Annotated in this window: 18 protein-coding genes; 14 read left to right on the top strand and 4 right to left on the bottom strand. The window is 70.2% G+C overall.

Features of this window, described 5'->3' with window-relative positions; all coding sequences use genetic code 11:
* Positions 1-161 precede the first annotated feature (161 nt).
* The 3 genes from OQF71_RS04005 (at position 162) to OQF71_RS03995 (ending at position 3,355) form a co-directional block, all read left to right on the top strand.
* Positions 162-1,118: a succinylglutamate desuccinylase/aspartoacylase family protein gene (locus OQF71_RS04005; RefSeq protein ID WP_280585957.1), complete on the top strand. Its 957-nt coding sequence runs from the start codon at positions 162-164 to the stop codon at positions 1,116-1,118.
* The gene (locus tag OQF71_RS04000) at positions 1,118-2,374 is read left to right on the top strand and encodes a pyridoxal-phosphate dependent enzyme (protein ID WP_280585955.1); all 1,257 of its coding nucleotides are present in this window, start codon (positions 1,118-1,120) and stop codon (positions 2,372-2,374) included. Before OQF71_RS04005 ends, OQF71_RS04000 begins: the two co-directional genes overlap by 1 nt.
* A gap of 75 nt (positions 2,375-2,449) precedes the next feature.
* Positions 2,450-3,355, top strand: a complete 906-nt coding sequence (locus OQF71_RS03995; RefSeq protein WP_280585954.1) for a ketopantoate reductase family protein — start codon at positions 2,450-2,452, stop codon at positions 3,353-3,355.
* Positions 3,356-3,379: 24 nt separating this feature from the next.
* Here OQF71_RS03995 and OQF71_RS03990 read toward each other — a convergent pair whose 3' ends face one another.
* Positions 3,380-3,601 carry a hypothetical protein gene (locus OQF71_RS03990; RefSeq protein ID WP_280585952.1) on the bottom strand — a complete coding sequence of 74 codons (222 nt, stop codon included), beginning with the start codon at positions 3,599-3,601 and terminating at the stop codon, positions 3,380-3,382.
* A 278-nt stretch (positions 3,602-3,879) separates the two neighbouring features.
* Between OQF71_RS03990 and OQF71_RS03985 the strand changes: the two genes are divergently transcribed.
* Genes OQF71_RS03985 through OQF71_RS03975 form a run of 3 tightly spaced genes read left to right on the top strand, consistent with a single transcriptional unit; the run spans position 3,880 to position 7,147 of the window.
* Positions 3,880-4,728, top strand: a complete 849-nt coding sequence (locus OQF71_RS03985; RefSeq protein WP_280585951.1) for a CBS domain-containing protein — start codon at positions 3,880-3,882, stop codon at positions 4,726-4,728.
* Entirely contained in the window at positions 4,729-6,525 is a 1,797-nt protein-coding gene (glyS, locus tag OQF71_RS03980; protein ID WP_280585950.1) for a glycine--tRNA ligase, read from the top strand.
* Between the two features lie 4 nt (positions 6,526-6,529).
* Positions 6,530-7,147: a dolichol kinase gene (locus OQF71_RS03975; protein ID WP_280585948.1), complete on the top strand. Its 618-nt coding sequence runs from the start codon at positions 6,530-6,532 to the stop codon at positions 7,145-7,147.
* Between the two features lie 504 nt (positions 7,148-7,651).
* Here OQF71_RS03975 and OQF71_RS03970 read toward each other — a convergent pair.
* The gene (locus tag OQF71_RS03970) at positions 7,652-7,801 is read right to left on the bottom strand and encodes a 50S ribosomal protein L40e (protein WP_267663661.1); all 150 of its coding nucleotides are present in this window, start codon (positions 7,799-7,801) and stop codon (positions 7,652-7,654) included.
* A 96-nt stretch (positions 7,802-7,897) separates the two neighbouring features.
* A complete protein-coding gene (locus OQF71_RS03965) occupies positions 7,898-8,167 on the bottom strand; it encodes a thioredoxin domain-containing protein (RefSeq protein ID WP_008002506.1) in 270 nt (89 codons plus the stop codon).
* Between the two features lie 148 nt (positions 8,168-8,315).
* On the opposite strand from OQF71_RS03965, the gene OQF71_RS03960 reads away from it, so the two are divergent.
* From OQF71_RS03960 to hisE, 3 genes are all read left to right on the top strand, one after another.
* Positions 8,316-8,480: a preprotein translocase subunit Sec61beta gene (locus OQF71_RS03960; RefSeq protein WP_123113924.1), complete on the top strand. Its 165-nt coding sequence runs from the start codon at positions 8,316-8,318 to the stop codon at positions 8,478-8,480.
* An 86-nt stretch (positions 8,481-8,566) separates the two neighbouring features.
* Positions 8,567-9,160, top strand: coding sequence for a pyridoxal 5'-phosphate synthase glutaminase subunit PdxT (gene pdxT / locus OQF71_RS03955; RefSeq protein ID WP_280585944.1), 594 nt, complete (start codon positions 8,567-8,569; stop codon positions 9,158-9,160).
* Positions 9,157-9,486: a phosphoribosyl-ATP diphosphatase gene (hisE, locus tag OQF71_RS03950; protein WP_280585943.1), complete on the top strand. Its 330-nt coding sequence runs from the start codon at positions 9,157-9,159 to the stop codon at positions 9,484-9,486. The genes pdxT and hisE overlap by 4 nt, the downstream gene beginning before the upstream one ends.
* Before the next feature lie 18 nt (positions 9,487-9,504).
* Here hisE and OQF71_RS03945 read toward each other — a convergent pair whose 3' ends face one another.
* The gene (locus OQF71_RS03945) at positions 9,505-9,924 is read right to left on the bottom strand and encodes a hypothetical protein (protein ID WP_280585942.1); all 420 of its coding nucleotides are present in this window, start codon (positions 9,922-9,924) and stop codon (positions 9,505-9,507) included.
* 171 nt (positions 9,925-10,095) lie between these two features.
* On the opposite strand from OQF71_RS03945, the gene OQF71_RS03940 reads away from it, so the two are divergent.
* The 5 genes from OQF71_RS03940 to OQF71_RS03920 all read left to right on the top strand — a co-directional run bounded on the left by OQF71_RS03940 (position 10,096) and on the right by OQF71_RS03920 (position 22,464).
* Positions 10,096-12,252 carry a hypothetical protein gene (locus tag OQF71_RS03940; RefSeq protein ID WP_280585940.1) on the top strand — a complete coding sequence of 719 codons (2,157 nt, stop codon included), beginning with the start codon at positions 10,096-10,098 and terminating at the stop codon, positions 12,250-12,252.
* Positions 12,253-12,366: 114 nt separating this feature from the next.
* Positions 12,367-15,087 (top strand): leucine--tRNA ligase, encoded by a 2,721-nt coding sequence (gene leuS / locus OQF71_RS03935; protein ID WP_280585938.1) that lies wholly within the window; start codon positions 12,367-12,369, stop codon positions 15,085-15,087.
* A gap of 73 nt (positions 15,088-15,160) precedes the next feature.
* Complete coding sequence (kynU, locus tag OQF71_RS03930) at positions 15,161-16,594, top strand: kynureninase (RefSeq protein WP_280585937.1); 1,434 nt, start codon at positions 15,161-15,163, stop codon at positions 16,592-16,594.
* Between the two features lie 144 nt (positions 16,595-16,738).
* On the top strand, positions 16,739-19,375 hold the full coding sequence (locus OQF71_RS03925) for a PAS domain-containing protein (protein ID WP_280585936.1): 2,637 nt from the start codon (positions 16,739-16,741) through the stop codon (positions 19,373-19,375).
* Positions 19,376-19,521: 146 nt separating this feature from the next.
* Entirely contained in the window at positions 19,522-22,464 is a 2,943-nt protein-coding gene (locus OQF71_RS03920) for a DEAD/DEAH box helicase (RefSeq protein ID WP_280585935.1), read from the top strand.
* The last annotated feature ends 521 nt before the right edge of the window (positions 22,465-22,985 follow it).

The following is a 22,985-nucleotide window of genomic DNA, read 5'->3' as shown; positions in this document are numbered from 1 at the left end:
TTGCCGGATTCGGTTCGGCCGGGCGAGACGCGGACCGGTCCGGAGCGTCCGGCGAACGCGGCGTTCGGTATCGGCTTCTCGACCGAGACGGCGATAAAGCTTGTGTCGGGGGATCGCCGCGGACCGAACGGATAAAGGGGCGCCCGGCCCACGTTCGCGTAATGATCACGCTTGGAACGGCCCGCGCCCCGCCGGGCGAGACGGACACGGGCCGTCTCGAAGTGGGGGAGACGCGGGACGGGAGCCCCGTGCGGCTTCCGGTCGCCGTCATCAACGGCGCGACGGACGGACAGACGCTGTACGTGCAGGCCGTCAGCGACGGCGACGAGCTCAACGGGTTGGGCGTCGTCAACCGCGTCGTCCCGCGGATCGACCCGACGGAGCTGTCCGGCGCGGTCCTCGTCGTCGGCGTCGTCAACTACTTCGCCTTTCAGGTCGCCGAGCATCGGAACCCGATCGACGATCGGAAGATGAACCGGGGATACCCCGGCGACGAGGAGGGGACGACCAGCGAGCGGATCGCGCACGCGACGTTCCAGGCGGCGAAGCGCGCCGACATCATCCTCGACCTCCATCAGGGGTCGACCAGCCGGATGATAAACGAGACGCGGGTGCGGTGCGGGATCCGCCACCGCCTCCACGGCGACTGCCTGGAGCTCGCGAAGGTGTTCGGCTGCGGACACGTCCTCGACATCAAGGGTCCGGACGGCCAGCTCGCGCGGACCGGGCCGGAGCACGGGATCCCGACGATCGACCCGGAACTCGGCGGCGCCGTCGGCTGGGACGAGGAGTCGATCCGGTACGGCGTCGGGGGCGTGTTCAACGTGCTCCGGCACTACGGCTTCCTCGACGGCAGCGTCGACCTCGAGCGACAGCATCGGGCGCGCGGGTTCGATCAGTACGGGTCGCCCGCGGGCGGACTCGTCAGGTTCGAACGGGACCTCGGCGAGCGCGTCTCGTCCGGGGACCTCCTCTTCGAGGTGACCGACACCTTCGGCGGGCTGAAGGGACGCGTGACAGCCGACGACGACGGGATATTCTGGCGCACCCGCCGGCTCCCGCAGGTCGCCGCCGGCGAGTACGTCTGCTCGGTCGGCACCAACGTCGACGAGTACTGATGCCGGTCGACGGCGACGACTCGGTGGGAGCGAACGCGGAGGGGACGGGCGCGACTCCGAGGCGGCTCGCCTGCGCCGAGTGCGGCGCGACCGTCGCCGACCGATGGCGCTGCGAGTGCGGCGCCCCGCTGAACTTCGCCGACCCGCCGATCCCGGACCGACCGGCTTCGTACCAACCGATTCCGGACCGACCGGCTTCGGACCCGGCGGAGGGGGGACGGCCGGGCGCCCGCGGCGGGCTCTGGGCGTTCTCCGAGTTCCTCGCGGTCGGAGACGACCCCGCCGACCGCGTGACGCTGGGCGAGGGGACGACGCCGCTCGTCGGCGCGGACGACTGGAACGCCGAGTTCAAGCTGGAGTACGTCTTCCCCACCGGCTCGTTCAAGGACCGGGGCGCGACGACGACGCTCACGCGCGCTCGGGAACTCGGCGTCGACCGCGTCGTCGAGGACTCGTCGGGCAACGCCGGGGCGGCGATCGCTACGTACGCGGCCCGGGCCGGGATCGACGCCGCGGTGTACGTCCCGGCCGACGTCAAGGAGTCGAAGCTCCGCGCGATCCGCCGCGCCGGAGCCGAACCGGTCCGGATCGAGGGGACCCGGGGGGACGTGACGGACGCCTGCATCGCTGCGCTCGGCGAGAGCCGCGAGAGCCGCGAGGACGACGCGGGCAGAGGGGGCGCAAAAGGCGGCGGCTCCGGAGGCGCCGCGTGGTACGCCAGCCACGCCTGGAACCCCGCCTTCTTCGAGGGGACGGCCACGGTCGCCTACGAGATCGCCCGCCAGCGCGGCTGGGAGGCCCCGGACGCGGTCGTCACCCCGCTCGGCCACGGCACCCTGTTCCTCGGCGCGTATCGGGGGTTCCGGCGGCTCGAACGCGCCGGGCGGATCGACGCGGTCCCGCGGCTGTTCGGCGCGCAGGCCGCCGGGATCGCCCCGATCGTCCGGGAGCTACACGGCGCCGAGGCGGCCGACCCCGACGGGCGCGTCAACGCCGCGGCCGACGGGATCCAGATCGCGGAGCCGGTTCGGAAGGCGGAGATCCTCGACGCTATCGCCGAGAGCGACGGCGACGCGCTCGCGGTGACGGAGGCGGCGGCGGAGCGCGAGCTCGACCGACTCCATCGGGCGGGCTTTTACACCGAGCCGACCTGCGCCGTCGCGCCGGCCGCGCTCCGGGAGCTCCGCGAGCGCGGGACGCTCGCGCCCGACGAGGACGTGGTCGTCCCGCTGACCGGCAGCGGACTGAAGGGCTGACGGCGCCGGTCCGGTCGCCGACGGTCCGGCGGCGCCACCGCCACGTCTTTTCAGTCGCGTCCCGTGGTGACGCGCATGGAGGTCCTCGTCTACGGCGCCGGCGCGCTCGGGAGCCTGATCGGCGGGCTGTTGGCACGGGCGCACGACGTCACCCTCGTCGGGCGCGACCCGCACATGCGGCTGGTTCGAGAGAACGGGCTCCGGATCGACGGGGAGATCGACGCGCACGTTCACCCGCGGGCGCTCACCGACGGGACGCACCGCAGCGCCGACCTCGCCGTTGTCACGACGAAGGCGTACGACACGGACGCGGCGGCGCGGGCGCTCGCGACCGGCGAGTACGACGCGGTCTGCTCGCTCCAGAACGGGCTCACGGAGGAGCGGCTCGTCGCCGCGCTCGACCCGACCGTGCTCGGGGGCACCGCGAGCTACGGCGCTCGGTTCGCCGAGCCCGGTCGGGTGACGTGTACGGGGATCGGCGAGGTCGTCGTCGGCTCGCTCGCCGGCGGCCGGAACCCCCTCGCAGAGCGCGTCGGCACCGCGTTCGACGAGGCCGGGATCGTAACGACGGTCGCCCGAGACATGCCCCGACGCCGGTACGAGAAGCTCGCTGTCAACGCCGCGATAAACGGTCCCTCGGCGCTCGCGCGCCTCTCGAACGGCGCGACGCTCGACGGGCCGGGCGGGGAGGTCGCGCGCGAGGCGGCTCGCGAGGCGGCCCGCGTCGCGCGCGTCGACGGCGTGGACCTCGGCGAGGACGAGGCGGTCGCCGCCGTCGAGCGCGTCGCCGTCGACACCGCCGCCAACCGTTCCTCGATGCGCGAGGACGTCGCCGCCGGGCGGCGGACCGAGGTCGACGCGATCTACGGCGCCGTCGTCGACCGCGCCGACCGCTTCGGGGCGTCGGCGCCGACGTGTCGGACGGTCGCGTCGCTGATCCGGGCGTGGGAGCTCGGAGAAGGGATCCGCGAGTCCGCGTGATCGCGGATGGAATCGACTACCGGCTCAACACCACTCCTCGAGGACGGTCGCGTCGGTCTCGTCGACCGAGACCCACGCGTTCTCCCGGGAGACGTCCGCGATCACCAGCTCCGGTCGCGACGCCGACGAGTCGATCGACGCCATCACGTCCGGCGAGTCGTCGGCGTCGAGCGTCGGAGCCGCCGGCAGCGCCGTCCGACGGTGATCGGGGTCCGGGTCGTCCCAAGGGGTGGAACTCCGTGACATGATTGGTAATTGTTCACAGTAGGTATAAGCGTTCCGAACCGGAATCGTCCGCAGTCGGTGAATATCCGCTTCGAGCCAGTGGATCAACGGCGGAATCCAGAGATAACCGTCGATCGAACGGAAAATAATCGCTTGGAGCGTCGATTCAACGGGCGAATCGGATCACTGTCACGCACGCCCCTTTGGCGAGTCGGACCCGCAGGCGGGCCCCGATCGTCCCTGCGTCGTCGCCGACCACCTTCGCAGTATACAAGAGGTGCCACGCTGAAAGACGGTGCATGAACGTATCAGACGCCATGACACCGCGGTCGGAGCTCGTCGTCGTCGAGATCCCGGGGAGCCGGAACGACGTGCTGGAGTACATCCAAGAGCACGGCTTCTCCTCTGTCCCCGTCGTGAAGGACGTCGACGGCGACGAGGTGTACCGCGGGCTCGTCACCCGCGACGACCTCATCGAGCAGCCGGACGAAGACCAGCTCGCCCTGCTGATGCGGGAGGTTCCGACCGTCGGCACGGACGGCGACATCGTCGACGCCGCGGCCACGATGGTCGCGGAGAGCTCGCGCCGTCTCCCCGTCGTTGACGGCGATCAGCTCGTCGGTATCCTCACCGTCACCGACGTGGTGCGGGCGATCGCCCGGGGCGAAATCGACGGGGACACCGAGGTCGGCGGACTCGCGACCAGCGCGGTCAACGCGACCCACACGGAGACCCCCCTGCCGGTCGCAGAGCGGGAGATCGGGCTCGCGAACGTCCCCTACGCCGTCGTGCTCGACGACGACGCCGCGATCGTGGGCATGCTCACCGAGGTCGACGTGCTGGCGGTCGCCCGCGTCGTCGAGGGCGAGGCGAGCACGGGCGACTCCATCGCCGAACAGGACTCCGAGTGGTCCTGGGAGGGGATCAAGGCGACCGGGGCGCGCTACCTCCCGACCCGGAACGTCGAGCTCCCGGCGGAGGCGGCCCGTCACTTCATGACCGAGGACCTGATCACGGTCAGCGCCACCCGGACGGCCAAGGAGGTCGCCCAAGAGCTCATCAGCAACGACATCGAACAGGTTCCCCTGGTCAGCGGTACCGACCTCAACGGCATCGTGCGGGATATCGACCTGTTGGAGGGCCTCTAGATGGCCGCGGACGACCTCGTCGAGCTGGCGAAGCGGCGCGGCTTCTTTTTCGGCTCGAACGGCGCGTACGGTGGCACCGCCGGGTTCTACACGTTCGGCCCGCAGGGCGCGGCCCTGAAGCGGAACCTGGAAGACGCGTGGCGCGACCGGTTCACCATCCGCGAGGGGAACCGCGAGATCGAGGCGCCGACGGTGATGCCCGAGGCCGTCTTCGAGGCGTCCGGCCACCTGGAGGGGTTCGACGACATGCTCGTCGAGTGCGGCGAGTGCGGCGAGTCCCACCGCGCCGACCACCTCGTCGAGGCCGTCACGGACATCGAGGACGCCGAGGCGCTGCCCGGCGGCGAGGTCGAGGACCTCATCGCCGACAACGAGATCACCTGTCCCTCGTGTGGCACCCCGCTCGCCGGCGAACCCGTCGAGGACTTCAACCTCATGTTCGCGACCGACATCGGGCCGGGCGACGGCCAGCCGGGCTACCTCCGCCCGGAGACGGCGCAGGGGATCTTCGTCGAGTTTCCGCGGCTGAAGGAGTACGCCCGCGGGAACCTCCCGTTCGGGATCACCCAGATCGGCCCCGCCTACCGCAACGAGATCTCGCCGCGCGGCGGGCTCCTCCGGCTCCGCGAGTTCACGCAGGCCGAGTTGGAGCAGTTCATCGACCCCGAGGCGGACGAACCCCCGCTCGACCGCGTCCGCGACGTGGACGTGCGGCTGTACCCGGCGACCGAACAGGAGGCCGCGGACGGCGAGTACGTCGAGACGACCGTGGGCGAGGCGGTCGACGAGGGGGTCATCGGCTCCCCGTGGGTCGGCTACTACCTCGGCGTCGCCAAGGAGTGGTACGAGCGCGTCGGCGTCGACACCGACCGGTTCCGATTCCGTCAGCACCTCTCGGGCGAGCGCGCCCACTACGCGGCCGACTGCTGGGACGCGGAGAGCGAGGTCGACGGCGACTGGATCGAGATCGCCGGCTTCTCGTACCGCTCCGACTACGACCTCTCGAAGCACGGCGAGCACGGCGACGACGCCTTCACCGTGTTCAAGCGCTACGACGAGCCGAAGACGGTCGAGCGCGCGACGGTCGACCCCGACATGTCGGTCCTCGGCCCCGAGTTCGGCGGCGACGCCGGCGCGATCGCCGAGGCCCTCGAAACGCTCGCCGCGCGCGACCCCGACGCCTTCGACGGCGAGACGGTCGAGGTGACCCTCGGCGAGGGCGACGACGCCGAGACCCACGCGGTCGACGTCGACGTGGCGAACTTCGCGGTCGAGGAGACAACCGAGAGCGGCGAACACATCACGCCGCACGTCGTCGAGCCCTCGTTCGGCGTGGGCCGCACCGTCCAGACGCTCCTCGCGCACGCCTACCGCGAGGACGAGGTCGACGGCGAGGCGCGGACGTACCTCTCCGTCGAGCCCGAGGTCGCGCCGCAGGACGCCGCGGTGTTCCCCTTAGTGACGAACGACGACCGGCTCGTCGAGCTCGCGGACCGGGTCGCCGCCGACCTGCGCGCGGCCGGCCTCGCGGTGGCGTACGACGACTCCGGCTCGATCGGGCGGCGCTACCGCCGCCAGGACGAGGTCGGCACGCCGTTCTGTGTCACGGTCGACCGCGACGGGATCGAGGGCGACGGCCCAGACACGGTCACCGTCCGCGAGCGTGACTCGGCGGCGCAGGTCCGCGTTCCCGCCGACGAGCTGGCCGGCGAGCTGGCCGCGCTCCGCGCGGGCGAGTCGTTCGACGCGCTGCCGGATCGGTACGAGACCGTCGAGACGGACGTCGAGACCAACTGAACCCGTGCCCCTTCCGGCGGCGGAGTGGCGGGCCGAGGTGGAGTTCGAGCGGCGGCTGGTCCACGCCGGAGGGACGCTCTACCCGGCCCCGTACCTGCTCGGCTGGTTATCGTGGACGGAGACGCGCTACTTCCTCGTGGTCGCGCTCGCCGTCGTCCTCGCGCTGGAGTTCCTCCGGCTCGTCGTCGGACTCAATCACCCGCTCTACCGAAAGCTCACGCGGGAGTACGAGACGGACGCGCTCGCCGGCTACGCGCTGTATCAGGTGAGCATGACCGGCGCGGTCCTCCTCTTGGATCCGACGCTCGCGATCCCCGCGATGTGGATGCTGTCGGTCGGCGACCCCGTCAGCGGCGCACTGGGGGACAACGACGCCACGGAGGCGAAGCGGCCCGCCGCGTGGGTCGCGATGTTCCTCGTCTGCGTCGGGCTCGCCGTCCCCTTCACGGTCCCCGCGTTCGGCCCCGACGCGGGCGTCGTCGTCGCGATGGCGGGCGCCGCCCCCGCCGCGGTCGCCGACGGTCTCCCGCCGATCGTCCGCGGCGTCGCCGTCGACGACAACCTCACCATCCCGCCCGCCGCCGCCGTCGGGATGCTCCTCGCGCTCGCGGTGGTGGGGTAGTCGCGGGGCGAGGAGCCGCCCGGTGACGAGCGGAGAGTGCGGTGAGTATTGATAAATCAGCAGTTGCGGCGGCGCGCGCCTCCGAGTGGCCGCCATCGGCGGCCAGGAGGAGCGCGTGCGAGGGAGGCGGCGGACCGGCGCGGCTCCGCCCGCGCCGGTTCGCCCGCCGAGGCTGGGGAGGCGTGAGGCGCGGGGCTGTGCGGGTGGGACTCAAAGGGGCAGCCGCGAGGCGGTCGCAGGCGAAGCAAGCACTGGAGGGAGCGAACGGAGTGAGCGACTGAAGCGCGCAGCGAGCGTGCGACCGCCTCGCGGCTGGGGCTTTGAAAGCGTCAGCCGCCGATCTCTTATCAGTCACGTACAGCCGAGCGGCTGGGGCGTTGGAGGCAGTCATCAAGTCGATGACAGTTACAGCTTATAAATAACACACCCTGCGCTCGGCGGGAAGATGGCACTCGCGGCTAACGAACCCGGGCGAGCCGACGAACCTCTCGGATAACAGACCGATCAGGCCGCGCGGCGTTCCTTCGCCTTGGGGCGGAGGTTCTTGTAGCCGCACTTGCGGCAGCGCTTCGCGTCGGGGGCGTTGCGGGCGTTACAGCGCATGCAGATCTGCCGGTCGAGGTTGCGGCGTTCCGCGGCGTCGAAACTGGCCATACGGGTACTGTCGCGGCGACGCTGTAAAAGGTTGCGAGACGCGGCGGCGGGTCGGAAGCGCTTCATGCCGACCGAATCGGAGCGACGGCCCGAGCGTCAGGCGCCGGCCTCGGAGAGCGCGGCCTCGATGTCCTCGCGCTGGGTGACGCCGACGAACCGGTCCACGACGCCGTCGTCGTTCTCGATGATGAGCGTCGGGAGCGATCGCACCTGGTACTGGTTGGCGACGTCCTGCTCCTCGTCGACGTTCACCTTCTGGAGCTCGAAGGCGTCACCGAGGTCCTCCTGGATCTCCTCCAGGATCGGGTCCTGCGTCTTACACGGGCCGCACCAGTCAGCGTGAAAATCCAGCAGTCGAACAGTCATTATCCGGCCGGTTCTACCGTCGGACCGCGCATAAGGGTTTCCCACTCGTGTACGCGACCGGCGAATCGAGGTCGCCATCCCAGGGGCGCTGACCGCGGCTGCGACCGCGAACGAAACGTTTAGAACGACGCGCGGACCACTTCCGGGTATGAGCAGTGGTTCCAACTCCGGCGGGCTGATGTCCAGTGCGGGACTGGTCCGCTACTTCGACAACGAGGACCGGAACGCGATCTCGATGAGCCCCAAGACCGTCCTCGCGTTCTGCGTCCTCTTCGGCGTCTTCGTGCAGGTCCTCTCGCTGACCGTCGCGTAACGGTCCGATCCCCCGTTCGAACGCTCCCCGCCCACTGACCGCCCCGTAGCGCGCCCTTTTTGCCCGTCCCCGACCGAGTCGATCACATGAAAGCAGGCGTCATCGCCGTGCAGGGCGACGTGGCCGAGCACGCCGCCGCCGTCAGGAACGCCGCGGCCGCCCACGACGAGCCCGCGGAGGTCGTCGAGGTCCGCGACGCCGGGATCGTGCCCGACTGCGACGTGCTCCTCATGCCGGGCGGGGAGTCGACGACCATCTCGCGGCTGATCCACCGAGAGGGGATCGACGCGGAGATCCGCGAGCACGTGGCGAGCGGAAAGCCCGTGCTCGCCACCTGCGCCGGACTCATCGTCTGCTCGCGGGACGCGAAAGACGACCGGGTCGACCCGCTCGGCTTCGTCGACGTCTCCGTCGACCGCAACGCGTTCGGCCGGCAGAAGGACTCCTTCGAGGCGAAGATTCCGGTAACTGGGCTCGACGATCCGTTCCACGCCGTGTTCATCCGCGCGCCGGCCATCGACGAGGTGGGCGCGGACGTCGCGGTGCTCTCGACCGTCGACGGCCGCCCGGTGGCCGTTCGCGACGGCCCCGTCGTCGCCACCGCGTTCCATCCGGAGCTCACCGACGACCCGCGGATCCACGACCTCGCCTTCTTCCCCGAGCGCGAGGTGGTCGCGTGAGCGACCCCGGGGCCGACGCGCGAGAGGACCCCGACGCCCCGCCCGAGGCCGTCCTCGACGAGCTGTTCGCCACCATCGCGTCCCGGAAGGCGGAGCTCCCCGAGGGCTCGTACACCGCCTCGCTTTTCACCCACGAGAAGGGCGAGAACGCCGTCTTAGAGAAGATCGGCGAGGAGTCGACCGAGGCCATCCTCGCGGCGAAAGACGACGACCTCGACGAGCTCACCGCCGAGAGCGCCGACCTCGTCTACCACCTGCTGGTGCTGCTCGCGATGAAGGACCTCGATCTCGACGACCTCCGCGGCGAGCTCCGCGAGCGGTTCTGACCGCCCACCGCTCGCCGCCTACCGCTCCCGTTCCAGCTCGCGGTCGATGTCGTCGAGCTCCTCGGTCTCAAGCTCCTCGCCGATGCGGCGCTCGAACTCCGCCTCGCTGATCTGCCCCTCGACGTACTGCCGGCGGAGCCGATCCTGTCGGCTATCCGAGGCGTCGGCGGCCGACGAGGCGGACGACGAGGCGGACGACGACCGCGACTTCCCGAGCGAGTCGGTCGCGGAGTAGCTCGCGTCGTCGCCGCCGAACAGCCACGCCCCCGTTTTATAAAGGACGTAGACGACGCCGGCGAGCACGGCGAGCGAGACGACCCCGGAGACGACCGCCCACACGAGGCTCAGGATCGCCGAGACCACGGAGACGACGACGCTGACGCCGATCAGGATCGCCATCGCGATCGCACCGTAGTAGAGGGCCTTCTTCGCGTTCATGCCGGAGAGTCACGCGTCCGAGCGCAAATACCTTCGGCCGCACTCGGTCGACGGCAGCGAATCTCGCCGTCAGAAGACTTATTCGCCGGTGTGTTCGTTGCATTGGGAAATGGTTCCGGAATCGCGAACACGACCGAGCCGCGTCTCCGTGCGGCCCGACGGAAGGCAAGCGTGACCGAGGAGTCCGACAGTCGAACCGTCGACCGGCGGACCGTGCTCGGCGCGCTCGCGGGCGCCGGGAGCGCCGCGGTCGCGGGCTGTTCCGGCTCGGGACCGGAGGACGCCGCGACGATCGACCTGGAACCGGACCGCCTCGACGAGCTCGTGGCCCGGTTCGCGCCGACGCTGTACTTCGACTCCGCGGAGCCGTGGTTCCCGACCGACCCGCGACCGTACACGGTCGAGGAGGGCGGCGAGACCGTCGTCGACGGCTTCGCGGCGTTCGACGGCTACCACGAGCGGTTCGACGCGGCGGGCGAGCCGCCGAATCCAACGGTTTTCTACAACGGAATCCGGTACGAGGACTCCTCGCTCGCGGTCGTCCAGTTCTGGCTCTACTCCGCGTTCGACCAGTTCACTGCGAACTTCCACTGGCACGACTGGGAGGTGCTCCACGTCTTCGTCGACCTCGACACGGGCGACCCCCAGCTGTACGTCGCCAGCTCGCACTCCCGGAGCGTTCCGAACAACGAGTTCCTCGACCCGGACCCCGACGCAGTCCCGCGGATCCTCCCCGAGCTCGGCTCGCACTCCAGCACCCTCTCGGTCAACGAGATCCCCGACCGCTTCCAGCGCGTCGGCGAGGAGGGGCTGCTCGCGGACATCACGAACGCGACGATCGACACCGTCGAGGACCTCCTCGGGATCCCGATCGCGTACGGCCTCCCCCGCGACGAGGGGATGCGGCTCCCGTTCGTCGTCCCGGAGTACGAGGGCGAACCGATCTACGAGCACCCGGACCTCCCGTCGGTCACCGAGGACTCCTTGGTCGACGGCGCGCTCACGGTCCGGTCGCTCGACGCCCTGCGATCGCCCCCGACCGATCTCCCGCTCCGGGAGACGGGGACCGCCTTCCGACACGCCGACCGCGAGGACGCGGTCGGGGACGAGACCGTCGACGAGGTCGTCGGCTACGAGCTCGTCGAGAGCGCCGAGTTAGAGGACATCGCCGCGTTCACCGGCCCGCAGCTCAGCTTCGAGTTCGCCGTCCCCGAGGTCGTCGAGGACGCCGTCGCGAGCCACATCACGACGACGGGAGTCCCGTGGGAGCAGCCCCGCTACGAGAACCCCGCGCTCGACGTCACCGCCGGGAACCACCGCGCTGAGCTCGCCGAGCGGTACGAGGCGATCGCCGACGACGAGTCGTACGGGGCCGAGGCCGCCGGGGCGCTCGACGCGCTCGTCGCCCGCGTCACGGAGGCGACCGAGACCGACGAGGCCCCCGACGGCGAGGGGCTGACGACGACCGACGCGAGCGTCGAGTCGTTCGTCCTGATCGAAAGCGAGCCCGAGGCGGTCCCGACGTTCGGCGGCGGGGTCGCCGTCGCGAACGGGATCCCCGAGGGCGACCACCGCCTGACGGTCAACGGCGCCGGGCGGGCGCCGCACAGCGAGGAGCTGACCGTCTCGGCCGACGAGCCCGTGACGGCTGCGGGCGTCGAGGGCGAGATCCCCCTCGTCGCCCGAGAGGACGCACGGAAGGTGGAGCTGTCGGACGCGGAGAGCGATGTCGACCTGACCCGGACGGCGGTCGAGGACGACTTCGCCGGCCGGATCTACGACTCCGCGGTCGACGGGAGCGACGCGGTGTACGTCCACGCCGGCGGCGCGTACACGACCGAGGTCCGCGACGCCGACGACGAGGTCGGCGCGTACCGCGTCAACCCGGACCCGCCGGGGGCGGGCGATGACGACGACGATGATGGTTCGGACGGCGTCAAGGAAGCCGACCCGATCCGGATCGAACGTCCCGAGACCGGGGCGGCCTCGCTCGCCGGCTACGTCGCCGACGTGGCCGAGGAGACGCGCGTCGCGGTCGCGGCCGCGGAGGGCGACGACGGCGGACCGTCGAACGCGGTGAACGGGCTCGAACGCGCCCTCGCCGCCGCGGTCGAGGCCGCGGAGCGCGCCGAGGAGCGCGCCCGCGAGGGCGACGGCGAGGGGACCGACCGCCAGCTCGGGAACGTGCTGGACCGGATAGGCCGGATCGAGGAACGGCTCGCGGCGGCTCGGGAGGAGCTCCCGCCCGGGCTCGCGAACGCGACCGGAAAGCGGATCGAGCAGGCGACGAAACGCGTCGAGCAGGCGCAGGAATCGGAGAAGCCGTAAACGGTCCTCCGGGCGGCCAGCGCGCGGCGTCGGCTACCCACGAGGCGGTGTGCCACGCCGCACCACTGGATGGAAAGCTATACGACGCCGACCCGACCACGAGTATATAAGCAGATGTCTCAGGAGGGTTACGACCACACTGCGGTCGAGAAGCGGTGGCAGGAGGCGTGGGACGACGCCTCCGTGTATCACACGCCGGACGAGGCCGACGACCCGACGTACGTGCTGGGGATGTACCCGTACCCGTCCGGGAAGCTTCATATGGGCCACGTCCGCAACTACACCATCACGGACGCGTACGCCCGGTACCGCCGGATGCGCGGCGACGACGTGCTCCACCCGATGGGGTGGGACGCGTTCGGGCTCCCCGCCGAGAACGCCGCCAAGGAGCGCGACACCAACCCCCGCGACTGGACGTTCGACTGCATCGACACGATGAAGGGACAGATGCGGTCGATGGGGTTCGGCTACGACTGGGAGCGGGAGATCACCACCTGCACGCCGGAGTACTACAAGTGGAATCAGTGGCTGTTCAGCCGCTTCGCCGACGCCGGACTCGTGGAGCGGCGCGACGCCGAGGTGAACTGGTGCCCCTCCTGCGAGACGGTCCTCGCCGACGAGCAGGTCGAGGGCGACGCCGAGCTGTGTTGGCGCTGCGACACGCCGGTCGAGGCCCGCGAACTCGACCAGTGGTTCCTGGAGATAACCGAGTACGCCGACGAGCTGCTGGAGGCCATCGACGACCTGCAGGGGTGGCCCAACTCGGTGCGCCAGATGCAGCGCAACTGGATCGGCCGGCAGTACGGGACGACGCTGGACTTCGAGGTCAGCGAGGCGCGAAGCGCCTCGAACGGACGCGGCGAGGGGACCGAGCCGCGGGAGTACGGCCCCGTCGAGGCGTTCACCACCCGCGTCGACACCGTCCACGGCGCGACGTTCTTCGCGCTCGCGCCGGACCACCCGATCAGCGAGGAGCTGGCCGCCGAGGACGACGCCGTCCACGAGTTCGTCCACCACGAGGCCGACCCCGAGGGCGACGAGCCCAACGGCGTCGCGACCGGCCTGACCGCCACGAACCCGGCCACGGGCGAGGAGATCCCGGTCTTCGTCGCCGACTTCGTCCTCTCGGACGTGGGGACTGGCGCCCTGATGGCGGTGCCCGGCCACGACGAGCGCGACCACGCCTTCGCGACGAAGATGGGCGTCGACATCGAGCCCGTCGTCGCGCCGGAACCCGACGACTGGGACGGCGAGACGGTCCCCGACGCGCCCGACGTGAGCGACGCGGCGTTCACGGACGACGGCGTCGTGATCAACTCCGGCGAGTACAGCGGCCTCGACAGCGAGACGGCCCGCGAGCGGCTCACCGCGGACATCGAGAGCGCCGCGGAGAGCACCCAGTACCAGCTGCGTGACTGGGGGATCTCCCGGCAGCGCTACTGGGGCACCCCGATCCCGGTCGTCCACTGCGACGACTGCGGCCCGGTGACGGTCCCGGACGAGGACCTGCCCGTCGAACTGCCGGAGTTCATCAACACCACCGGGAACCCGCTCGACGCCGCCGAGGAGTGGAAGGCGACGACCTGCCCGGAGTGCGGCGAGCCCGCGACCCGCGAGACAGACACGATGGACACGTTCGTCGACTCCTCGTGGTACTTCCTGCGGTACGTCTCGCCCGACCTCGACGACGCTCCCTTCGACTTGGACCGCGCGAACGACTGGATGCCGGTCGACCAGTACGTCGGCGGCATCGAGCACGCCGTGATGCACCTGCTGTACTCCCGCTTCTTCACCAAGGTGTTGGCCGACGAGGAGGGGTTAGAGCACCGCGAGCCGTTCACGAACCTGCTGGCACAGGGGATGGTCCAGCTGGAGGGCGAGAAGATGTCCAAATCGAAGGGGAACGTCGTCTCCCCGCAGCGCATCGTCGACGAGTACGGCGCCGACACCGCCCGGCTGTTCATGATGCAGGCCGCCCAGCCCGAGCGCGACTTCGACTGGTCCGAGGAGGGCGTCCGGTCGACCCACCGGTTCCTCTCGCGCCTGAGCGACCTGATCGAGGAGTACGCGGCAGGGGAGACGGAGGCCGCGACCCCCGACGTCGACCGCGACACGATCGACGACTACGTCGCCAAGGAGGTCGACGCCGCCGTCGCCATCGCGGGCGCGGAGTACGACGACCTCACGTTCAACGTCGCGCTCCGCGAGGCGCAGGACCTCGTGGGGACGCTCCGGAGCTACCGGGAGCACGCCGACCCGGACCCCGAGGCCTACGAGCGCGGCCTGGACGTCGCCGTGCGCCTGCTCGCGCCGGTCGTCCCGCACCTCGCCGAGGAGCTGTGGGCGACGCTGGACCGCGACGGGTTCGTCGTCGAGGCCGACTGGCCGACCGCGACGGTCGACCGCGAGACCGTCGAGAAGCGGCGCCGACTGGTGACCAACACCCGCGAGGACGTGCGCGACATCGTCGAGGTCGCCGGCATCGAGGACCCCGAGCGGATCGACGTCGTCGTCGCGCCCGACTGGAAGTACGACGCGCTGGAGATCGCGCTCGACAGCGACGCCGACAACCTGATCTCGGAGCTGATGGCGGAGAGCCACATCCGGGAGCGGGGCGACGACGCGGCCTCCTACGGTCAAGACCTGCAGGCGAACCGCGAGGCGCTCCGAGACACCCTCTCGGGCGACGACGAGTACGAGGCGCTGCGTGCGGCCTCGTGGCTGATCGAGCGCGAGTTCGACGCCCCGGTCCGCGTCGAGCGCGCCGCGGACGCCGACGAGAGCGTGGTCCGGAAGGCCGAGCCCGGCCGGCCCGCGATCGACATCGTCGAGTAGCGACCCGGCGTCCACTTTTAAACCGGGATCAGCGGCCCGGAAGCGATTAGTCGGCGGCGACACCCGATCGGGTATGGACGACCCCTACGCTCCGGCCCGCGACGCCCTCGCCGGCGACGGGCTGGCCGGCGACGCGGGCGACGGCGACACGCCCGACTTCGACGATTCCGACCCGGCCGTCCTCGCCGCCCGCCTCGACGACGCCGATCCGCTCTCCGCGTTCGCCGACCGGTATCGCGTGCCCGACGACGTCTTGTATATGGACGGGAACTCCCTCGGACCCGCGAGCGACGCCGCCCTCGCGAGCGTCGACCGCGTCGTCGAGGAGTGGCGCGACCTGCTCATCGGCGGGTGGACCGACGCCGACCCGCCGTGGTTCTCGGTCGGCGAGCGGCTCGGCGACGCGCTCGCCCCGCTCGTCGGCGCCGATCCCGCGGAGGTCGTCGTCGGCAACTCGATCACCGTGAACCTCCACACGCTGATCGGCACCTTCCTCGACGAGCTGCTGGCGGGCAACGGTCCGGAGCGCGAGGGGTTCGAGGCGGCTGACGGGACGTGGGCGCCGAACGGGAACCCCGACACCGACCCCGCCGTCCTCGTCAACGAGCTCGACTTCCCCTCCGACCACTACGCGATCCGCGCCCAACTGCGCCAGCGCGGGATCGACCCCGACGAGAAGCTCCGGGTCGTCGAGAGCCGCGACGGGCGGACGATCGACCCCCGGGACATCGAGGCCGCGCTGGCGACCCACGACGACGTGGGGATCGTGTGGATGCCGACCGCGCTGTACCGCTCCGGCCAGCTGTTCGACGTCGCGCGGACCGCCGAGGCCGCCCACGAGGCGGGCGCGTACGCCGGCGTCGACGCGGCCCACTCCGCGGGCGCGGTCCCGCACGCGTTCGGCGACGCCGGCGTCGACTTCGCGGTGTGGTGCACGTACAAGTATCTCAACGCCGGCCCGGGCGCTATCGGCGCGCTGTTCGTCGCCGAGCGCCACCACGGGCTCACGCCCGCGCTGGCGGGGTGGTGGGGTCACGAGAAGGCGACGCAGTTCGAGATGAAGATGACGTACACCCCCGCCGGCTCCGCCGGCGCGTGGCAGATCGGGACGCCGCCGCTGCTTGCGGCCGCGCCCCTCGAGGGCTCGGTGGAGCTTCTCCGAGAGGCCGGGATCGACCGCCTGCGCGCCAAGTCGCTCGCGCTCACGGACTTCCTGATCGCGCTCGTCGACGATCGGCTTCCGGAGGTCGCGGTCGGAACTCCGCGCGAGCACGCGGGCCGCGGCGGCCACGTGGCCCTCGAACACCCCGAGGCGGAGCGACTGAGTAAGGCGCTCACCGACCGCGGCGTGGTCGTCGACTTCCGGCCGCCGAACGTGGTACGCGTGTGTCCGGCCGCGCCGTACACCTCGTTCGCCGACGTGCTGGCGGTCGTCGACGAGATCGAGACTGTCCTCGAATCGGGGGCACACGAGGAGTACGCGACGAGCGAGGGCGGCGTGACGTAGCGACCGCAGCGATCGAGGCGACGAGCGCGAATCCGGCGGTCGCGCGTCGATTTCGTCGCCCTCCCGACCCGTTAGGGTCCGGGTTCGGGCGCCGATATCCGCACTCTTATCAGTTTATTAATCCTATGTGCATCAAGAGAACCGATGGACGAAAAATCACGTTCGAACAACGACGCTAGCTCGTTCGGCGTGGCCGGGGAGGGCGTCGACACCGTTTACGAGGCGATTTTTCGCGAGATAGACGACGCCGTGTTTCTCGTCGAGGTCGGGCGGACCGACGACGGCTACGAGTTCACGTTCCAGCAGAACAACACCGCACACCAGGAACAGACGGGGTTCGTCGAGGACACGATGCGCGGTCAGACGCCGCGGGACCTCCTCGGCGACGAGCAGGGCGCCGCCGTCGCCGCGAACTACCGCCGCTGCGTCGAACGGGGCGACACGATCGAGTACGAGGAGCGGCTCACGTTCCCGGGCGGGACGAGCCACTGGCAGACGAAGCTGACGCCGATCACCGAGGACGGGACCATAACGCGGATCGTCGGCATCGCTCGGGACGTCACCGCACAAAAGGAACAGGAGCGGGAGCACCAGCGCACGCACCGCCGGTTCCAGACCGTGTTGGAGACGATGTCGGCGGCGGTGTTTCTGAAAGACGCCGACGGGCGGTATCTCCTGATGAACCAGGCGTGTCGCGATCTGTTCGACGTCGATGCGGACCCCGTCGGGATGACGGACGAGGACCTCTTTCCGCGGGAGACCGCGGAACAGGCTCGGGTGGACGATACCCGGGTCCTCGAACACGGAGAGCAGCTCCAAGTCGAGGAGACGATCCCGACGCCCGCGGGCGAGAGCGTCCGCCTGACCCGGAAGTCCCCCGTGTACGACGACGGGGAGATCGTGGCCGTCTGCGGCGTCTCGACGGATATCACCGAACGGAAGGAGCGGGAGCGAGCGCTCCAGCGGCTCAAAGACCGCCTCGAACTCGCGGTCGAAGGCGCCCAACTCGGCGTCTGGGACTGGGACATGGCCACCGACGAGGTCGAATTCAACGAGCAGTGGGCACAGATGCTCGGACATTCCGCCGACGAGATCGGATCCCACGTCGACGAGTGGGAGCGCCGCGTCCACCCCGAGGACCTCGGGCTGGTCGAAGACGCCCTGTCAGACCACATGGCGGGCGAGACGGAGTACTACGACACGGAACATCGGATGCGGACCGCGTCGGGGGAGTGGAAGTGGGTCCGCGACGTCGGGAAGGTGGTCGAGCGCGACGACGGCGGGGAGCCGGTTCGGGCGGTCGGCATTCATCTCGACATCGACGATCAAAAGCGGCGAGAGAAGGAGCTGGAACGCACGCGGGCGCTCATCGAGCGAACCCAAGAGAGCGCGTCGATCGGCTGGTGGGAGGTCGATCTGGTCGCCGAGTCGCTCACGTGGAGCGACGAGGTGTATCGCATCCACGGGGTGCCCGTAGAGGAGTCGATCGAGCTGGAGGAGGCCATCGGGTTCTACCATCCGGACGACCGGGAGACCATTCAGACGGCGTTCGACCGACTGGTCGAGGAGGGAGAGTCGTACGACCTCGAACTGCGGATCGTCACGGCGTCCGGGCGGACCCGGTGGGTCAGGGGGATCGGCGATCCGAAGTTCGACGACGCCGGAGACGTCGTCGGCGCGTTAGGGCTGTTCCAGAACATCACGGAGCGGAAGGAGTACGAGACCGCCCTCGAGGCGACCCGCGAGGAGCTTCGGAAGATCATCGACCTCGTGCCGGACTTGGTGTTCGTGAAGAACCGCGAGGGCGAGTACCTCTTGGCCAACGAGGCGACCGCGGAGGCGTACGGGAAGACGCCCGAGGAGGTCGAGGGGCGGTCGGAGGGCGATATCATCCCCGAGGTCGACGACTCGGCCGAGTTCCGACAGGACGACTTGGAGGTGATCGAGTCGGGCGAGCCGAAGGCGATCGGGGAGGAGACGCTGACGACGGCGGACGGCGAGACACGCATCCTGCAGACGACGAAGATCCCCTACAAGATGCCGGAAACGGGGGAAGACGCCGTCCTAGGATACGCCCGCGACGTGACCGACCTCAAGGAGTACGAGCGGACGGTCGAAGAGCAGCGTGACAGTCTCAAGCTCCTGAACCAAGTCGTTCGACACGACATCCGGAACCAGCTGATGGTCGTCGAGTCGTACACCGAACTGCTCGAAGACTCGCTCTCCGACGACCAGAGCCGGACGTACGCGCGGACGGTCATCGAGGCGGCGAAACAGGCCGCGGAGATCACGGAGACGGCTAGGGACGTGACCGAAGTGCTGCTACAGGTCGGCAGCGACCGGTCCGGGGTGAGCCTCCGCGACGAGCTCTCCGATCAGATCGAGCAGATCCGCTCGGATCAGGATCGCGCGACGGTCTCACTCGACGGGGGTATCCCCGACGTGACGGTGTTGGCCGACGACCTGTTGGAGGCGGTGTTCCGGAACCTGCTGACGAACGCGGTCGTCCACAACAACGAGGACGTGGCCGAAATCGTGGTTTCGACGCGGGTTTCGGACGACACGGTGCGCGTGTCGATCGCCGACAACGGTCCCGGTATCGAGGATAAACATAAAGCACAGATCTTCCAAGAAGGCGAGAAGGGCCTCGAGAGCGGCGGGACGGGAGTCGGACTGTACCTCGTCAAGACGCTCGTCGACAGGTACGGCGGCGAGGTCTGGGTCGAGGACAACGAGCCGACGGGCAGCGTGTTCGTCGTCGAACTCGCTATCGCCGACTGATCGGGGCTCTCGCGGAAACCGTCTGCGTCGAGCGCTCCGCCCTCGCGCCCGCTTGTGCGCTCGGAGCGGCGAACCGTCCCTCGCTGACTCGGACCCGGATCTCGCACGGCGACGGGCTTAATCGCCCGAGCGACCAAACGTAATCGATGGCTGAACCGTCGGGTATGGACGCGTTCGCGCACCTTGGGAGCGAGGTCCGGGCGGCGCTCTCCGAGCAGGGCTTCTCGACGCCGACGGAGCCGCAACGGGAGGCGATCCCGCCGCTGGCGGCCGGGCGGAACGCCCTCGTCCTCGCCCCGACGGGCACCGGGAAGACGGAGACCGCGATGCTCCCCGTCTTCGACGCGATCGTCGACGCCCGGAACTCGCCCGGCGACCAGCCCCGCGAGGGCATCTCGGCCCTCTACATCACGCCGCTCCGGGCGCTCAACCGCGATATGATGGACCGGCTGGAGTGGTGGGGCGACCGGCTCGGCGTCGAGGTCGCGGTGCGCCACGGCGACACCACGCAGTACGAGCGGAGCAAGCAGGCCGACGACCCGCCGGACGTGCTCATCACGACGCCGGAGAGCCTCCAAGCGATCCTGACGGGCTCGAAGATGCGGGTCGGCCTCGAAGACGTCGCACACGTCGTGATCGACGAGGTCCACGAGCTCGCCTCCGCGAAGCGCGGCGCCCAGCTCACGGTCGGGCTCGAACGCCTTCGACGCGTGGCAGGGCCCTTCCAGCGGGTCGGGCTCTCCGCGACCGTGGGAACCCCCGAGGAGGTCGGGAAGTTCCTCGTCGGCAGCGGGAAGCGAGACCTCGACCGCCCCGGCGACCGCGAGTTCGAGATCGTCGAAGTGGCCGCCGGGACGCGGACGGACGTGCGGGTGCTCGACCCGCCGATCACGGACCGCGACGCGGCCCTCGCCGGCGAGCTGGCGGTCGACGAGACGACCGCGAGCCACGTCCGGACGATCCGGGAGATCGTCGCGAACCACGAGTCGACCCTGATCTTCGTCAACACGCGACAGACCGCGGAGGCGCTCGGCTCGCGGTTCAAGACGCTCGCGGAGCGGGAGGAGAAGGACGGGGCGCGCGGCGACCCGGACGGCGGAGACGCCGCCGACCCCACCGAGATCGAGGTCCACCACGGCTCGCTCTCGAAGGACGTCCGGATCGACGTGGAGGACCGGTTCAAATCGGGGGGTCTGGACGGCCTCGTCTGCACCTCCTCGATGGAGCTCGGGATCGACGTGGGGCGCGTCGACCACGTAGTCCAGTACGGGAGCCCCCGAGAGGTCGCCCGCCTGCTCCAGCGCGTGGGGCGCGCGGGCCACCGCCGGGACCTCGTCTCCGAGGGGACCGTCGTGACGCAGGGCGGCGACGACACGCTCGAAGCGCTCGCGATCGCCCGACGCGCCGGCGACGAGCTCGTGGAGCCGGCGGCGATCCACCACGGGAGCCTCGATACGGTCGCGAACCAGATCGTCGGAGTCGTGATGGACGAAGGCGAGGTCCACGCCCGGGAGGCGTACGACGTGGTCACGAGCGCCTACCCGTTCCGGGACCTCTCCGAGCCCGCGTTCCAGGAGATCGTGCGCGAGCTCGACGGCAACCGCCTGCTGTGGCTCGACGAGGAGTCGGACACCTTAGAGAAGTCGGGCGGCACGTGGCAGTACTTCTACGCGAACCTCTCGATGATCCCCGACGAGTCCACCTACGAGGTGTACGACATGTCCTCGCGGCGGCAGATTGGCACCTTAGACGAGCGGTTCGTCGTCAACTTCGCCGGCCCGGGCGAGACGTTCATCCAGCGCGGCGAGATGTGGCGCATCACCGAGGTCGACGAGGAGGAGGAGCGCGTGAACGTCACGCCGATCGCCGACCCCGCGGGGGAGGTGCCCTCGTGGATCGGCCGGGAGATCCCGGTCCCGAAACCCGTCGCCGAGGAGGTCGGACGGATCCGGGACGAGGTCGCCGAGGCGCTCTCGGCGGGGTCGACGCCCGAGGCCGTCGCGGGCGACCTCGCGGAGCGGTACCCCGCCGACGAGGAGACGATCGCCGCCGCCCTGCAGCCGGTCGTCGACCACGTCGAGGCCGGCCACCCGGTCCCCACCGACCGCCGGATCGTGATCGAGGGGAGCGCCCGCACCGTCGCGGTCAACGCCGCCTTCGGCCACGAGGTCAACGAGACGCTCGCCCGCCTGCTCGCGGCGCTCGTCGGTCAGCGCGCCGGCTCGTCGGTCGGGATGGACGTCGACCCCTACCGGGTCGAGTTCGAGGTCCCGCACGGCGTCGACCCCGGGACCTTCCGCGAGGTGTTGGAGACGACCGACCCCGACCGGTTGGCGGCGTACCTCGAACTCGCCCTGAAGAAGTCGGACGCGCTCAAGTTCACGCTCGCGCAGGTCGCCGCGAAGTTCGGCGCCGTCAAGCGCTACCGCGAGGGGAGGGGGCGGTTCGGCGGCGACCGCCTGCTCGCGGCGCTGGAGGGGACGCCCGTCTACGACGAGGCGCTCCGCGAGGTGTTCCACGCCGACCTCGCGGTCGCGGAGACGGCGGAGATCCTGGAGGCGATTCAAGACGGATCGTTGGCCCTGGAGATCGCCCGCGAGCGCACGCCCCTCGGCACGGCCGGGCGCTCCGCGGGGACCGAGTTCCTCGTCCCGGAGAACGCCGACGCCGACGTGATCGAAACGGTCCGCGAGCGCATCCGAAACGACCGCGTCATTTTGTTTTGCCTCCACTGCGCCGACTGGCGGCGCACGACGAAGGTCCGGCGCGTCCCCGACCGGCCGGAGTGCCCCGACTGCGGCTCGACCCGCGTCGCCGCGCTGAACCCGTGGGACGACGAGACGGTGACGGCGGTCCGCGCGACCGAGAAGGACGAGGAGCAGGAGCGGCGGACGAAACGGGCGCATCGGGCGGCGAGCCTCGTCCAGACGCACGGGAAGCGCGCCGTGATCGCGCTGGCGGCGCGGGGGGTCGGGCCGCACAACGCCGCGCGGATCATCAACAAGCTGCGCGAGGACGAAGACGAGTTCTACCGGGACGTGCTCAGACAGGAGCGCGAGTACGCGCGGACGCAGTCGTTCTGGGACTAGATCGGGACTCGGATCGAGACGACGGTTCGGTCGGTTGGTTATAAATCGTCACCGTCGGAGTCACGGCGAACGTCTCCAAAGCCCCAGCCCCTCGCTTATAAATAGCTGACAGCGATCCGGCGGTGACCACCTCCAAAGCCCCAGCCGCTCGGCAATACGTCGTCGATGGGGGGTCGACGGTGAACACCTCCAAAGCCCCAGCCGCGAGGACTCGCGCGGCTTGCTGCGCTCCTCGTCACTCGCGTTGCTCGTTCCTGCGGTGCTTGCGTCGCCGTGCTTCGCCCTCGCGGCTGCCCCTTTGAGTCCCACCCGACCGCACGGCACTGCAGCCTCACGCCTCCCCAGCCTCGTCGCCGGCGCCGTGCGCCGGCTGCCAGAGGCGCTCTGCGCCTCGCTGCCGCGGCCGCCGTTAGTGACCGTCGAAAACTTTGTAATATTTGAGCGAGAGTATGAAGTATGCCTGGACCGTCGAAGGAGCTCGTCAAACATCTCACCGAAGAGGAGATCGACGAGACGATTGA

Origin of the sequence: Halorubrum sp. Boch-26, assembly GCF_029889805.1 — an archaeon.
GTDB lineage: Archaea > Halobacteriota > Halobacteria > Halobacteriales > Haloferacaceae > Halorubrum.
This window is presented reverse-complemented; position numbering and strand designations above follow the sequence as displayed.

Bases quoted from the DNA above. Each gene is read 5' to 3' on its own strand.
- OQF71_RS04005 (WP_280585957.1), top strand. From the start codon at position 162: ATGATCACGCTTGGAACGGCCCGCGCCCCGCCGGGCGAGACGGACACG.
- OQF71_RS04000 (WP_280585955.1), top strand. From the start codon at position 1,118: ATGCCGGTCGACGGCGACGACTCGGTGGGAGCGAACGCGGAGGGGACG.
- OQF71_RS03995 (WP_280585954.1), top strand. From the start codon at position 2,450: ATGGAGGTCCTCGTCTACGGCGCCGGCGCGCTCGGGAGCCTGATCGGC.
- OQF71_RS03990 (WP_280585952.1), bottom strand. From the start codon at position 3,601: ATGTCACGGAGTTCCACCCCTTGGGACGACCCGGACCCCGATCACCGT.
- OQF71_RS03985 (WP_280585951.1), top strand. From the start codon at position 3,880: ATGAACGTATCAGACGCCATGACACCGCGGTCGGAGCTCGTCGTCGTC.
- glyS (WP_280585950.1), top strand. From the start codon at position 4,729: ATGGCCGCGGACGACCTCGTCGAGCTGGCGAAGCGGCGCGGCTTCTTT.
- OQF71_RS03970 (WP_267663661.1), bottom strand. From the start codon at position 7,801: ATGGCCAGTTTCGACGCCGCGGAACGCCGCAACCTCGACCGGCAGATC.
- OQF71_RS03965 (WP_008002506.1), bottom strand. From the start codon at position 8,167: ATGACTGTTCGACTGCTGGATTTTCACGCTGACTGGTGCGGCCCGTGT.
- OQF71_RS03960 (WP_123113924.1), top strand. From the start codon at position 8,316: ATGAGCAGTGGTTCCAACTCCGGCGGGCTGATGTCCAGTGCGGGACTG.
- pdxT (WP_280585944.1), top strand. From the start codon at position 8,567: ATGAAAGCAGGCGTCATCGCCGTGCAGGGCGACGTGGCCGAGCACGCC.
- OQF71_RS03945 (WP_280585942.1), bottom strand. From the start codon at position 9,924: ATGAACGCGAAGAAGGCCCTCTACTACGGTGCGATCGCGATGGCGATC.
- leuS (WP_280585938.1), top strand. From the start codon at position 12,367: ATGTCTCAGGAGGGTTACGACCACACTGCGGTCGAGAAGCGGTGGCAG.
- kynU (WP_280585937.1), top strand. From the start codon at position 15,161: ATGGACGACCCCTACGCTCCGGCCCGCGACGCCCTCGCCGGCGACGGG.
- OQF71_RS03925 (WP_280585936.1), top strand. From the start codon at position 16,739: ATGGACGAAAAATCACGTTCGAACAACGACGCTAGCTCGTTCGGCGTG.
- OQF71_RS03920 (WP_280585935.1), top strand. From the start codon at position 19,522: ATGGCTGAACCGTCGGGTATGGACGCGTTCGCGCACCTTGGGAGCGAG.